Source organism: Catenulispora pinistramenti, from assembly GCF_018274385.1.
Lineage (GTDB): Bacteria > Actinomycetota > Actinomycetes > Streptomycetales > Catenulisporaceae > Catenulispora > Catenulispora pinistramenti.
Window position 1 is genome coordinate 1 of record NZ_JAAFYZ010000265.1, and the last position, 13,332, is coordinate 13,332.

At 71.4% G+C, this 13,332-nt stretch carries 10 protein-coding genes; 7 read left to right on the top strand and 3 right to left on the bottom strand.

The features are described from left to right. The 3 genes from KGQ19_RS42555 to KGQ19_RS42565 all read right to left on the bottom strand — a co-directional run. On the bottom strand, positions 1–2,322 hold a 2,322-nt coding region (locus KGQ19_RS42555), incomplete at its 3' end, for a bifunctional salicylyl-CoA 5-hydroxylase/oxidoreductase (RefSeq protein WP_212020249.1). Continuing rightward, the gene (locus KGQ19_RS42560; protein WP_230420310.1) at positions 2,319–2,858 is read right to left on the bottom strand and encodes a RidA family protein; all 540 of its coding nucleotides are present in this window, start codon (positions 2,856–2,858) and stop codon (positions 2,319–2,321) included. The genes KGQ19_RS42560 and KGQ19_RS42555, both read right to left, overlap by 4 nt. Next, complete coding sequence (locus KGQ19_RS42565; protein ID WP_212020250.1) at positions 2,855–3,682, bottom strand: enoyl-CoA hydratase family protein; 828 nt, start codon at positions 3,680–3,682, stop codon at positions 2,855–2,857. Before KGQ19_RS42565 ends, KGQ19_RS42560 begins: the two co-directional genes overlap by 4 nt. A 185-nt stretch (positions 3,683–3,867) precedes the next feature. Here KGQ19_RS42565 and KGQ19_RS42570 point away from each other — a divergent pair, with 185 nt between their 5' ends. From KGQ19_RS42570 to KGQ19_RS42600, 7 genes are all read left to right on the top strand, one after another. After that, positions 3,868–4,563 carry an RNA polymerase sigma factor gene (locus tag KGQ19_RS42570; protein ID WP_307856683.1) on the top strand — a complete coding sequence of 232 codons (696 nt, stop codon included), beginning with the start codon at positions 3,868–3,870 and terminating at the stop codon, positions 4,561–4,563. Beyond that, positions 4,560–4,682 (top strand): hypothetical protein, encoded by a 123-nt coding sequence (locus KGQ19_RS51470; protein ID WP_268908191.1) that lies wholly within the window; start codon positions 4,560–4,562, stop codon positions 4,680–4,682. The genes KGQ19_RS42570 and KGQ19_RS51470 overlap by 4 nt, the downstream gene beginning before the upstream one ends. A gap of 482 nt (positions 4,683–5,164) precedes the next feature. After that, positions 5,165–6,298: a hypothetical protein gene (locus KGQ19_RS42575; protein ID WP_212020253.1), complete on the top strand. Its 1,134-nt coding sequence runs from the start codon at positions 5,165–5,167 to the stop codon at positions 6,296–6,298. 631 nt (positions 6,299–6,929) lie between these two features. After that, on the top strand, positions 6,930–7,487 hold the full coding sequence (locus tag KGQ19_RS42580) for an RNA 2'-phosphotransferase (RefSeq protein ID WP_230420311.1): 558 nt from the start codon (positions 6,930–6,932) through the stop codon (positions 7,485–7,487). 41 nt (positions 7,488–7,528) lie between these two features. After that, positions 7,529–9,166, top strand: a complete 1,638-nt coding sequence (locus KGQ19_RS50545; RefSeq protein ID WP_230420312.1) for a 3' terminal RNA ribose 2'-O-methyltransferase Hen1 — start codon at positions 7,529–7,531, stop codon at positions 9,164–9,166. Continuing rightward, complete coding sequence (locus tag KGQ19_RS42595; protein ID WP_212020254.1) at positions 9,159–11,774, top strand: polynucleotide kinase-phosphatase; 2,616 nt, start codon at positions 9,159–9,161, stop codon at positions 11,772–11,774. Before KGQ19_RS50545 ends, KGQ19_RS42595 begins: the two co-directional genes overlap by 8 nt. A gap of 104 nt (positions 11,775–11,878) precedes the next feature. After that, entirely contained in the window at positions 11,879–12,703 is an 825-nt protein-coding gene (locus KGQ19_RS42600) for a GNAT family N-acetyltransferase (protein WP_212020255.1), read from the top strand. The last annotated feature ends 629 nt before the right edge of the window (positions 12,704–13,332 follow it).

The window sequence follows — 13,332 nt, forward strand, 5'->3', positions numbered from 1 at the left end:
CCCACCAGGCCGCCACCGAGCATGCGCCGTCCCCTCCACACCCTCCCGAATCAGCTCCAGCCGAGGCCGCGGGCCGTCCGTCCGCCCCGAAGCCGGCTTGCGTGCGCCGGCCCGGAAGGGGGCGGGCCACTCGCCGCCGGGGCCGGTGTAGTCCTGCTCGGCTGCCGCGTGCAGGGTCCACTGCGGGTCGTAGAGGTGCGTGCGGCCGAGGGCGCAGAGGTCGGCGCGGCCGGCTAGCAGGATTGAGTTCACGTCGTCGTAGGAGGAGATGGCTCCTACGGCGATTGTGGCGATGTCTGCTTCGTGGCGGATGCGGTCGGCGTAGGGGGTCTGGTATGAGCGTCCGTATTCGGGTTGTTCGGTGGCGGTGACTTGGCCGGTGGAGACGTCGATGGCGTCGGCGCCGTGGGTGGCGAAGGCGCGGGCGATGTCGACTGATTCGGTGCCGTCCACGCCGCCGGGGGCCCAGTCTGTTGCGGAGACGCGGACCGTGATGGGGCGTTCGGGGGGCCAGGCTGCGCGTACCGCGTCGAACACCTCCAGGGGGAAGCGCAGGCGGTTCTCCAGGGAGCCGCCGTATTCGTCAGTGCGCTGATTGGCCAGCGGCGACAGGAAGCTGGACAGGAGGTAGCCGTGTGCGCAGTGCAGCTCCAGCAGGTCGAAGCCGGCGCGGGCTCCGCGTTCGACGGCGGTGACGAACTCGTGCTTCAGGGCCTCCAGCTCCGCGGCGGTGAGTTCGTGCGGGACCTGGTTCACGCCGGGCTTGTAGGGCAGTGGTGAGGGCCCGACTACCGGCCAGTTGCCTTCTGGCAGCGGCTCGTCGATCCCCTCCCACATCAGCCTCGTCGAGCCCTTACGTCCCGAGTGCCCGAGCTGGAGCCCGATCGCCGCCGTGGACTGCGTGTGGACGAAGTCCACGATCCGCCGCCACTGCGCCTCCTGCTCGTCGGAGTACATCCCGGTGCAGCCCGGGGTGATGCGGCCGTTGGGGGAGACGCAGACCATCTCCGTCATCACCAGGCCCGCGCCGCCGAGGGCCTTGGAGCCCAGGTGCACCAGGTGGAAGTCGTTCGGCATGCCGTCCTGCGCCGAGTACATGTCCATCGGCGAGACGATCACGCGGTTCTTCAGCGTCAGTCCGCGGAGCCGGAACGGGCGGAACATCGGGGGAGTGGTGTCGCCGTTGACCTCCGCCACGAACTCCGGGTCGCGCAGCTTGAGGTTGTCGTAGGTGACCCGGCGGGAGCGGGTGAGCAGGTTGAAGGCGAACTGCAGTGGCTCCTGGTCGGTGTAGCGGCCCAGGTCCTCGAACCAGCGCAGGGAGGCCGCCGCGGCGCGCTGCGTGGAGGCGACGACCGGCCGCCGCTCCGCTTCGTAGGCTGCCAGTGCGGATCGGATGTCGGGGTTCTCGTGCAGGCACGCGGCCAGCGCCAGCGCGTCCTCCATCGCCAGCTTGGTCCCGGACCCGATGGAGAAGTGTGCGGTGTGGGCGGCGTCGCCGAGCAGCACGATGTTCCGGTGCGACCAGTGGGCCGTGGTGACGGTCGCGAAGCTGAGCCAGCGCGAGTTGTTGGCGATCAGCCGGTGCCCGCCGAGCATGTCCGCGAAGAGCTCGCCGATCCGCTCGATGCTCTCGTGGTCGCTCTCGCCGGGCTGGAAGGCGCGGTCGGCGAAGCGGTCGAAGCCGGCCGCGCGCCACACCCGCTCGTGCATCTCGACGATGAACGTCGAGCCGTGGGCGTCGTAGGGGTAGCCGTGGACCTGCATGACGCCGTGCGGGGTGGGCTGGACCTGGAAGCGGAAGGCGTCGAAGACCAGGTCGGTGCCGAGCCACATGTAGCGGCAGTCGTGGGTGCGGATCGAGGGCTGGAAGGCGTCGGCGTGCGCGGTGCGGATCGCCGAGTTGACGCCGTCGGCGGCGACCACGAGGTCGTACTCGGCGGCGAGTTGCTCGGTCGGCGGGGCGGTGGTCAGGTAGCGCACGGCGATGCCGAGGTCGGCGCAGCGGCGCTGGAGCATCTGCAGCAGCCGGACCCGGGCCAGGGCCGCGAAGCCGTGGCCGCCGGAGGTGATCACCTTGCCGCGGTAGTGCACGTCGATGTCGTCCCAGCGGGCGAACTCGGCGGCCATCGCCTCGTGGATCCCCGGGTCGGCGTGCTCGATGCCGCCCAGCGTCTCGTCGGAGAACACCACGCCGAAGCCGAAGGTGTCGTCGGCGGCGTTGCGCTCCCAGACGTCGACCACCGCGCCCGGGTCGAGCTGCTTGGCCAGCGCCGCGAAGTACAGGCCGCCGGGACCGCCGCCGACCACGGCGATTCTCACGGCACCACCGCGACGCCGGTGAGTTCCACCAGCGCCGCCGGATCGAACAGGCCCTTGACTTCGAAGAAGGCCATCGCCGGGTAGTGCTTGCCGAGGTGTCGGCGCCACACCGCGCCGAGTTCCTTGAGGCTCTCGCGGTACTGCTCGGCGTCGGTGGCGAACACGGTGACGGTGACCAGGTGTTCCGGGGCCGCGCCGGCGGCGGTCAGCGTCGTGACCATGTTGGCCAGTGCCAGGTCGAACTGCTCGACCAGGGTGGCCTTCGGGTCGACGGTGCCGTCGGGGTGGATCCCGGCCTGGCCGCCTAGGTAGACGGTGCGGCCGGGGCCGGCGGCGACCGCGTGCGAGAAGCCGATTGCCGGGGCCAGCTCCGGCGGGTTCACCAGCTCGTGCGGGGACTGGGGCTGGGACTGGGACTGGTACTGGGGCTGGGGCTGGGGCTGGAGCTGCGGACTCGGCTGAGTGGCGCCTGGCTGCGGAGCGGTGCCCGGCTGCTGCGCGGAGCTTGGCTGAGCGGATGCTGGCTGCGGGGTCATCGGCCCTCCCACTTCGGCGTCTCCTTGGCGTTGAAGGCGCGGTGGAACTCGGCGTGGTCGCGGGTGTTCATCAACAGCGCCTGCACGGCCGCGTCCATCTCCAGCGACGGCGACAACCCCATGTCCAGCTCGCGGGTCAGCAGCATCTTGGTCTGTGCGTAGGCCAGCGCCGGGCCGTCGGCCAGCCGCCGGGCCAGCGCCGCGGTCGCCGCCTCCAACTCCTCGTCCTCGACCAGCTCGCTGACCAGACCGTACTTGTCGGCCTCCGGCGCCTTCACCGTGTCGCCGAGCATCAGCAGCTTGGTGGCGTTGCCCAGCCCGACGATGCGCGGCAGCAGATAGGCCGCCCCCATGTCCGAGCCGGACAGGCCGACCTTCGTGAACAGGAACGCGAAGCGGGCCGAGCGGGCCACGATCCGGAAGTCGGCGGCCAGGGCCAGGACCGAACCGGCGCCGGCGGCGATGCCGTGGATCGAGGCGATCACCGGGATCGGGACCTCGCGGAGCGCGCGGACGACGTCTCCGGTCATGCGGGTGAACGACAGGTGCTCGTCGGGACGCATCTTGAGCAGTTCGCCGATGATCTCGTTGACGTCGCCGCCGGAGCAGAACCCGGGGCCCTCGCCGCGCAGCACCAGCACCCGGGTGTCGCCGCGGTGCGGCAGCTCGGCGAGCAGGTCGCGCAGGTCGGCGTAGGCCTCGAAGGTCAGGGCGTTGATCTTGTCAGGACGGTTCAGGGTGACGGTCGCGACCCCGTCGGCGTGCTCCACGCGGAAGTGGTCCCACTTGTCAGTGAACGGCACTGAACCCCGGAACGGGCTCATCGGTGTCCTCCCGGTGCTCTGGTTCGGCTGTGCGGCGTTGCCTGGTCATCACCAAGATATGACTGTCGTCAAGGAAACGCCATACCCGTCGGACCCGTGTCGTCCGGTCACGTCCGCGAACCGTCGGGTAGCTGTGTGCGATCCGTGTAATGTTCGGGCCGCGACAAGCTGTAGCAGGGGCGCGCGTGTGCGCACGGTTCGAGGAGGGATACGGCTTGGCCTGGGGCGATCTGGATTCCGCCCTGGCCGCGGCCCGCCGCGGCGAGGAGACGGGATTCGCAGAGCTTTGGCACGCTCTGCATCCGCCGCTGCTGCGCTATCTGCGCGCCGTGGTCGGCGACGCCGCCGAGGACGTGGCCAGCGAGACCTGGCTCCAGGCCGCCAAGGACGTGCGCGGGTACCGGGGCGACGCGGCCGGGTTCCGGGTCTGGCTGTTCCGGGTGGCGCGCCACCGCGCCCTGGACGAGTTGCGCAAGGCCTCCCGCCGCAAGGAGGACAACGGCGACGTCGCGGAATACGTCGCCGACTGGCCGGCCGCCGACGACACCGAAGAGGCCGCCGCCGAGCGCGAGGACACCGAGCGTGCCCTGCGCCTGATAGCGCGGCTGCCCAAAGATCAAGCCGAGGCCGTGCTGTTGCGGGTGGTCGCCGGGCTGGACGTGGCGCAGACCGCGAAGGTGCTGGACAAGCGCGACGGCGCGGTGCGGATCGCGGCCATGCGCGGGCTCAAGCGGCTGGCGGCGATCCTGGCGGAGCAGTCGGCCGAGGGCGAGGCCGGCGGTGACGGACACGACACAGGGGGAATGGAGGGGACCGGGGACGCGGGGTCCGGCATGACCGGCCGGGGTTCGCGGACCGTGAAGGGCGCGGAGTATGGATGACATCGGGACGGGGCGGCGCCGAGGCGGCGACAGCGGGGATCGTGGCGACGGCCGGGCGGGCCGGGAAGGCCGCGACGGCCGGGACGGCTGGGACGGCACGAAGAGCCGGGACCGGCTGAGCGACGACCAAGCCGAGCGGTTACTGGACGCTTTCCGGGCCGCCGGTCTGGGCAGAGCGGGACTGGGGAAAGCTCAAATTCCCACTCCGGATCGACAGTCCGGTGTTGGAAGCCAGGAGCACTACCCGGCGCCCGGTCCGGCGGTTTTGCCCGGTACGGGAAATTCTGCCGTCGCCGGATCACCCTCCCGAGTGGCATACTCGGCCGGCTGGGAGGGCGCCGGCGATGCCACTAGCGGAGCGCCCGGACCGGCACACCATGGATCGGCACACCCTGAGTCGGCGCACCATGAGTCGGCACAGACCGGTGAAACGGTGCAAGCCGATGAAGCGGTGCAGACCGCTGAATCAGTGCAGGCCGGTGAGCCGGCACAGACGGCACAGATCGGTGATCGGACGCGGTCCGACGGCGCGGCGGCCCCGAGTGGGGCCGGGCGGCCGGGCGGACCGGCAATCTCGGGGGACGTTGGAGGTGGCACGACCGTGAGCAGCGTGGACTTCCTCGCGGACCTCGGGCCTTCGGCGGACGTGCGCGCGGTGGCCAGAGTGCTGTCCGCCGCCGCCGCGCCGCCGTGGCCGAATGAGCTCCGCGGTTATGAATCGGCGCGTCGCGCCTTTGAGAACGCCGGGAACGCCGGGAAGGTTGGCAACGCGGGGAAGGTTGGCAACGCCGGGAAGGCCGGGAGCACCGGTGCCACCCCGGTCCGGCACAGCTACGCCGTCCCCCTGCGCCGGTTGCTCGGCGTGAAGCTGGCCGCGGTGGCCGGGGCGTTGAGCGTCACCGGGGTCGCGGTCGCGGCGGAGGCCGACGTGCTGCCCTCGCCGATCCAGCGGGCCGCGCACCAGGTGCTCGGCGGCGTCGGCGTGCCCGAGCCGGATCCCGCCGAGCGTTCCGGGCAGTCGATGGCGTCCTCGCCGGACTCCTCGTCCGGGAAGCTGGCGTCGCCGGACTCGGCGGGTTCGAACCGTGCCTCAGGCAGCCATTCCGGGGGCGGCAGCGGTGGCAGTGGCAGCAGCAGCGCCAACGGTGGCAGCGGTGGCAACGGTGGCGTCGGCGTGTTGCCGGGGACCCCGAGCGGAACGGCCGACCCCGACAGCCCGCCGGGACAGAGCCCTTCGACGCCGTCCGCCGCCGACGTGGTGGCGCTGTGCCGGGCCTATATCGCCCATAAGGGTGCCGCTGCCGACGGTGGAAACGGCGCCGGCAACGGCGCCGGCAACGGCGCCGGCAACGGCGACGGGAACGGCGACGGGAACGGCGACGGGAACGGCGACGGGAACGCGAACGGCAACGGCGGGCTCAACGCGCACGACCGGCGCCGGCTGGCCCAGCTGGCCGGCGGTGCCGATCGGATGGACGCCTTCTGCGCGCGGGTGCTGGCGTCCGCCTCGACCGGCGGACCGGTGATCCCGCAACCCACCGACGGCTCCACGAAGCCCTCGGTGACGCCGGATCCGTCGCACGGCCACAAGCCCGACACCAGTCCCAGCACCTCAGGTCCCAGCACCCCGAGTTCCAGCAGCCGCCCGGACTGGAACCCCGCCACCGGCGGCACCGGGGGCGGCGGCGGGAGCGGGCACGGCCACACCCCGGGCCCGCCCCACTTCGTCCGCTGAGACACCGCGTTCGACCTGCTGCGGTAACGGCAGCAGGGGTTGGGCACGCCTATTCCGGCAAGAGGGATCGCGGCATGCGAGCCCGGCCGTACCCATCCCTGCCGGCCGGTCCTCCAGGTTGTGCCCCGCGGCCCTGCGGCGGGGCACAACCACTTCCAGTCCCGAACTATCCGGCGGTCGGCGAAATGCGAATCCCCCCTCACTTCAGCCCCGCCCCCGACCGGGCGCGGCCCCCTCGGCCCTCGGGGCCGCGACCCGGTGACGTCCCCGCGCCCCGCGGTCCGTATCCCGGCGCGCAGCCGACCGGTCCCGACGGGTATCCGGGGCACGGAGTCCGTCCCGCCGGCGCCCCGCCACCGCCGCCCGGACCGGGGCGCCAGCCCGGCCCGCCCAGGCCTCCTGTGTAGATGTTTCCGCAGGTCGGCAGGGGGTGTAACACCAGAGCGCGCCCCGACGCCTCTATTAACGGCGAGAAGGTGGCATCTCGTACAGTGTTCGGCTCCGGAACCCGTCGCCCATTCCCGACGGGATCCGGAGCTGAATGCTTATATACGGGAGCTGCGCTATAGGGGACTCCGCGCGCAAACCCTGTTGCGGTTCTCTACAGAGCTACGGGACCTTGGTCGCCAAGATGAATGAGAAGGACATAGTCCGCTTGTCGAAGCGGATGTCGAACTGGCTGCGCCACAGCCCCGCCGCGATCGGCCTGACGATGGACGGGGCCGGCTGGGTCAGCGTCGATCAACTCCTGGCCAACGCCACAGCACGCGGACAAGGCTTCAGCCGCCAACAGCTGGACCTGGTCGTCGCCGAGAACAACAAGCACCGCTTCGAGTTCGACGACACCGGAACTCTGATCCGGGCCCGCCAGGGCCACTCGGTGCCGGTAGACCTCGGATATGCGCAGGCTGAGCCCCCGGACGTGCTCTACCACGGCACCGCGCAGAGCACCCTGGCCCTGATCTGGCGCGACGGCCTCCGGCCGATGAACCGCCACGCGGTCCACCTGTCCCCGGACACCGGGACCGCGGTGAAGGTCGGCAGCCGGCACGGCAAGCCGGCGGTGCTGGCCGTCGCCGCAGCGCGCATGCACACCGACGGCTTCCGGTTCTCGGTGAGCGGTAACGGTGTGTGGCTGACCGATGCCGTGCCCGCGGAGTACCTGCGTGAGGTCACGATTCGGCGCTAATACGATTTGCCGCGAAGGCCGCGCTCCGTCACGATCGTCCAATGCTCCTGACGATTACCGCGACGCCGCCCGACGGCGCCGACTGGCCCGCCACTGACCTGGGCTTCCTGCTGCACAAGAACCCCGACCGGGTTCAGGTCTTCAGCCAGACCTTCGGCCAGGCCCATGTCTTCTATCCGGTGGCGAGCCAACAGGAGTGCACGGCCGCGTTGCTGTTGGAGGTGGACCCGATCGCCCTGGTGCGCGGCCGGGGCCGCAACAGCCCGGACTTCGCCCTGTCGCAGTACGTCAACGACCGCCCCTACGCGGCCTCCTCGCTGCTGGCCTCGGCGCTCGGCCACGTCTTCCGCACCGCGCTGCGTGGACGCTGCGACCTGCGTCCCGAACTGGCCGCCACCGCGCTGCCGCTGCGGATCGAGGTGCCGACGCTCATCTGCCGCGAGCCGGAACTCGCCGCCGAGCTCTTCGAGCCGCTGGGCTGGACGGTCACGGCCGAGCCGGTGGCGCTGGACCCGGCGTTCCCGGAGTGGGGCGCCTCCCGCTACACCAAGCTGACGCTCACCGGCACCCTGCGCCTGTCCGACGCGCTGTCGCACCTGTTCGTGCTGCTCGCGGCGCTGGACGGCGCCAAGCACTACTGGGTGGCCAGCGACGAGGTCGACAAGCTGGTCCGGGTCGGCGAGGGCTGGCTCGGCACGCACCCGCAGCGCGCCATGATCGCCCGCCGCTACCTGGCCCGCCGCCAGCCGCTGGTGCGCGAGGCGCTGGCCCGGCTGGCGGAGGTGGACGAGGTCGAGCCGGAGACGCTGGACAACGCGGTGGGGTTCGAGGAGGAGCCGGCCGCCGACATCGCTTGCTCCACGCAAGACACACCCCACCCGCCCAGGGGGCTTACCCACCAAGAAAAGGTAGGCGGGCAAAGTGAACCCGCTCCAGCATCCGCCGCCACGCCGACCGAGGTCAACGAATCCGATCCGAAGTTGGGCCAGGCGAGCGAACGCAAGCAGTCCCTGGCCACCGCGCGCCGCGAAGCCGTCGTCGAGGCCCTGCACGAGGTCGAAGCGGCGCGCGTCCTCGACCTCGGCTGCGGCGAGGGTGCGCTGCTGCGCGATCTCCTCAAGGACAAGGCGTTCAGCGAGGTGGTCGGCATCGACGTCTCGGCCCGCGCACTCCAGATCGCCGCGCGCAAGCTCCGCCTCGACCGCCTGCCCGAACGCGTCCAGGCCCGGCTGACCCTGCGCCAGGGCGCGCTGACCTACACCGACGCGCAGCTGGCCGGCTACGACGCCGCGGTCCTGATGGAGGTCATCGAGCACGTCGACCCGCACCGCCTGTCGGCCCTGGAGCACGCCGTGTTCCGCGCCGCGCACCCGCGCGCGGTCGTGGTCACCACGCCGAACGCCGAGTACAACGTCCGCTACGAGACGCTGGACGCCGGCCGCTTCCGGCACAGCGACCACCGTTTCGAGTGGACGCGCGCGGAGTTCCGCGGCTGGGCTGAACGGGTCGCCGCGGCGCACGGCTACGACGTGCGCTTCCAGCCGGTCGGCGAGGTCGATCCGGAGCTCGGGCCAGCCACGCAGCTCGCGCTTTTCACCGCTACCAAGACCAAAACCGAGACCGAGACCGAGACCGAGAACAAGAACAAGAACAAGAAGGAGGAACCGGCCGATGTCTGACCTGACCGCCCCCGAGCTGCCCCCGACTGCTCCCGCGGCCCTGCCGCTGGCCGTTCCGGAGCTGTCCCTGGTCGTCCTGATCGGCACCAGCGGCTCCGGCAAATCCACCTTCGCCCGCAAGCACTTCCGCTCGACCGCGATCGTCTCCTCCGACGCCTGCCGGGGCATCGTCGCCGACGACGAGAACGACCAGTCGGCCACCCCCGAGGCCTTCGCGCTCCTGCACCACATCGCCGGGGTGCGGCTGCGGCGCGGTCTGCTGACCGTCGTCGACGCCACGAACGCGCAGGCCAAGGCGCGCGAGGCGCTGGTGAAGCTGGCGCGCGAGCACGACGTGCTGCCGATCGCGGTCGTCCTGGACATCCCCGAGCGGGTCTGCGTCGACCGCAACGCCCAGCGCGCGGACCGCGCCGACCTCCCGGCCCGGGTGATCTCCCGGCAGCGCCGCGAGTTGCGCAACGGCCTGCGGAACCTGGCGCGCGAGGGCTTCCGCAAGGTGCACGTCCTCAAGAGCGTCGAAGAGGTCGACGCGGCGGTCATCGCCTACGAGAAGGCCTACAACGACAAGCGGGAGCTGACCGGCCCGTTCGACGTCATCGGCGACGTCCACGGCTGCCGCGCCGAGCTGGAGACGCTGCTGACCGCCCTCGGCTACGTCCTCACCCGCGACGCGCAAGGCCGCCCGGTCGACGCGGCGCACCCCGAGGGCCGCACCGTGGTGTTCGTCGGCGACCTGGTGGACCGCGGCCCGGACACGCCCGGCGTGCTGCGGCTGGCGATGGGCATGGTCGAGGCCGGGAACGCGCTGTGCGTCACCGGGAACCACGAGAACAAGCTGGTGCGGGCCCTGGACGGCCGGAACGTGAAGGTCGCCCACGGCCTGGCCGAGTCGCTGGCCCAGCTCGGCGCCGAGGACGAGGACTTCCGCAAGCGGGTCCGCGCCTTCTGCGACGGCCTGATCAGCCACTACGTCCTGGACGACGGCAAGCTGGTGGTGGCGCACGCCGGCCTGAAGGAGGAGTTCCACGGCCGGGCCTCCGGGCGGGTCCGCTCGTTCGCGATGTACGGGGAGACGACCGGCGAGACCGACGAGTTCGGGCTGCCGGTGCGCTACCCGTGGGCCGACGACTACCGGGGCAAGGCCACGGTGCTCTACGGACACACGCCGGTGCTGAACCTGGAGTGGGTCAACAACACGCTGTGCCTGGACACCGGCGCGGTGTTCGGCGGGCGTCTCAGCGCCCTGCGTTACCCCGAGCGCGAACCGGTGTCGGTGCCGGCCGAGCAGGTCTGGTACGAGCCGGTGCGGCCGCTGGAGGCCACCACCTTCGCCGCCGCCTCCGGCGTCGTGCGCCGCGACCCCGGCGTGCTGGACCTGGACGACGTCCTGGGCCGCCGGATCGTCGAAGCGCGCCACCTGGGCCGGGTCACGGTGCAGGAGGAGAACGCCGCCGCCGCGCTGGAGGTGATGAGCCGGTTCGCGGTGGACCCGCGCTGGCTGGTGTACCTGCCGCCGACGATGGCGCCGTGCGGCACGTCCGTGCTGCCGGGGTTCCTGGAGCACCCGGCGGAGGCGTTCGCGGCGTACCGGGACGAGGGTGTCAGGGAGCTGCTGTGCGAGGAGAAGCACATGGGCTCGCGCGCGGTGGTGGTCATCGCCCGGGACGCCGACGCCGCGCGCAACCGCTTCGGCGTTGAGGACGGCACCACCGGCGCCGTCTACACCCGCACCGGCCGACCCTTCTTCGACCGGCCGGAGCAGATCGAGGCGGTGCTGGCGCGGGTGCGCGCGGCCGTGGACGCCGCCGGGGTGTGGTCGGAGCTGGACACGGACTGGCTGCTGCTGGACTGCGAGCTGCTGCCGTGGTCGGCGAAGGCGATGGGGCTGCTGCGGGACCAGTACGCGGCGGTCGGCGCGGCGGCGCGGGCGTCGCTGACGGCGGCCACGGCCGCTTTGGGCGCGGCCACGGCTCGGGGCTTGGACGTCGCCGAGCTCGCGGCACGCCAGGAGCGGCGGCTCACGGACGCGGTCGCGTTCACCACCGCCTACGGCCGCTACTGCTGGCCGGTCGACGGCCTGCAGGGACTGCGCCTCGCGCCGTTCCAGGTGCTGGCGTCGCAGGGCACGAACCACGCCGTGGCCAAGGGCAACGACTGGCACATCGAGCTGGCCGACCGCCTGGTCGCCGCCGACCCGGAGTTCTTCACCCGGACCGAACGGCGCATCGTGGACCTGGCCGATGAGGCATCGGTCGCCGAGGCCACGGCATGGTGGCAGGCGATGACCGCGACCGGCGGCGAGGGCATGGTGGTCAAGCCGCTGCACGGCTTCACGGCCGGTCCGCGCGGCCCGGTGCAGCCCGGCGTGAAGTGCCGCGGCCCGGAGTACCTGCGCATCATCTACGGCCCCGAATACCTGGAGCCGGAGAACCTGGAGCGACTGCGCCGCCGCAGCCTGGGCCGCAAGCGCTCGCTGGCCAGCCGCGAGTACGCGCTGGGCCTGGAGTCGGTGGAGCGGTTCGTCGCCGGGGAGCCGCTGTGGCGGGTGCACGAGGCGGCGTTCGCGGTGCTGGCTCTGGAGTCCGAGCCGGTGGACCCACGTTTGTAGGCGGGTGCGGGTTCGTCGCGAGCGTCTCGCGAGTATCACCGGCAGCTGGTGTCTGCCGGTGATACTCGCGTGCAGGTGGGGAGCGCCGTGTGCCACCGTGAACCATGACTTGGCACCTGACCTCAGATCTGGATGAGTTCGAGCGCGCGGCCGGGGAGTTCTTGCGCGCCGATCCGGTGCGGAACACTGTGCTGCTCACCGTCATGGCATCGCTGCGGGCATCCGGCGCCGGCGCCTACAGCGACGTGCCGCCGTATTTCGGCTGGTACACCGACTCGCAGACTCGGGCCGCCTTCCTGCGGACACCTCCGATGCCGGCGATCGTCACCGATGCCCCGGCGGACGCCATGGAATCGCTGGTCGGGGTCCTCGACGAGGTGCCGGGTCTCAACGGTCCCGCCGAGACCGTCGCGGCGTTCGCACAGGCCTGGCATGCCGCGACCGGCCGACAGCCGACGGTGGCCGCCGCCCGCCGTCTCTACCGCCTGACCGAGCTGGCTCCGCCGCAGCCGATGCCGCCCGGCGATGCCCGGCCGGTAGGCGACACCGACCGCGACCTGCTCGCCGAGTGGTTCACCGCCTTCGCGGGCGACGTCGGCGAGGCGATGCCCGACGCCGCGCGCGCCGTGGACCGGCGCCTCAAGAACGGCGAGCTGTTGCTGTGGGAGGCCGACGGCGTTCCCGTCTCCCTGGCCGGCAACACGACACCGGTCGCCGGCGTCGCGCGCGTGGCGCCGGTCTACACTCCCGCCACGCTGCGGGGAAAGGGCTACGCGGGGGCGGTGACCGCCGCCGTCAGCCGGCGGGCACTGGACGCCGGTTACGAGGTGATCCTCTTCACCAACCTGGCCAATCCCACCAGCAACGCCCTTTACCAGCGCCTCGGCTACCGGGGCATCGGCGACTGGTCGTTGATCGAGCTCGGGTGACTGGTGCCTTATCGGGCAGCGTTTGCTGGACGGGTTGCGGTTGGGCTGTGGGTTTTAAATGCTTTTTACGGCCTTCGGTCATAGTTGTGCCGGTTCGGGGTTCGAGTAGGCGAGTGTGTTTGTCGGCTGCCGGTTCGCGCGTTCACAACCCCGCCGCACCTCAGGCCTCTTCAACACCGGCAAGTCAGAACAAGGGCACAGGCAAGATCAACGGCACAGGCCAGATCAACGGCACAGGCCAGATCAAGAGCAAGATCAAGAGCCACAAGCAAGATCAAAGTCAAGGGCTGTGATGAAGGGCCGGGCCTCCGGCGGGCCTCGGCAACCTCAGGGAAACTAGCGCGGTTCCCTCGGGTGGTCGGGTGAGTCTCAGCGGCTGCGGTTTGTGGGGTGGTGCGGTCCGTTCCCCTCGGTCGCGTCGTCAGCCCGGGGGGTACAGCACCGGTGTCCGGGGGTAAAGTCCGCGCGCTTGCGGTCGGGCGTGTGAGCTGCGGTTTTTGATAGCGCGAACTTGACCCCCGGCCACCGGCACAATGCCGCGTAGTTAAGGTTTTGGTGGGGGTGTCAAGGTGGTGTGGCGGTGTAGGTGCCGGGTGCGGTTTTGTGGATGTGTCCGCGTTTGGCGGCGG

Coding starts and splice junctions, on each gene's coding strand:
- KGQ19_RS51470 (WP_268908191.1), top strand. CDS start 4,560: ATGACATCGGGACGGGGCGGCGCCGAGGCGGCGACAGCGGGGATCGTG.
- KGQ19_RS42600 (WP_212020255.1), top strand. CDS start 11,879: ATGACTTGGCACCTGACCTCAGATCTGGATGAGTTCGAGCGCGCGGCC.
- KGQ19_RS42560 (WP_230420310.1), bottom strand. CDS start 2,858: ATGACCCCGCAGCCAGCATCCGCTCAGCCAAGCTCCGCGCAGCAGCCG.
- KGQ19_RS42595 (WP_212020254.1), top strand. CDS start 9,159: ATGTCTGACCTGACCGCCCCCGAGCTGCCCCCGACTGCTCCCGCGGCC.
- KGQ19_RS42565 (WP_212020250.1), bottom strand. CDS start 3,682: ATGAGCCCGTTCCGGGGTTCAGTGCCGTTCACTGACAAGTGGGACCAC.
- KGQ19_RS42580 (WP_230420311.1), top strand. CDS start 6,930: ATGAATGAGAAGGACATAGTCCGCTTGTCGAAGCGGATGTCGAACTGG.
- KGQ19_RS50545 (WP_230420312.1), top strand. CDS start 7,529: ATGCTCCTGACGATTACCGCGACGCCGCCCGACGGCGCCGACTGGCCC.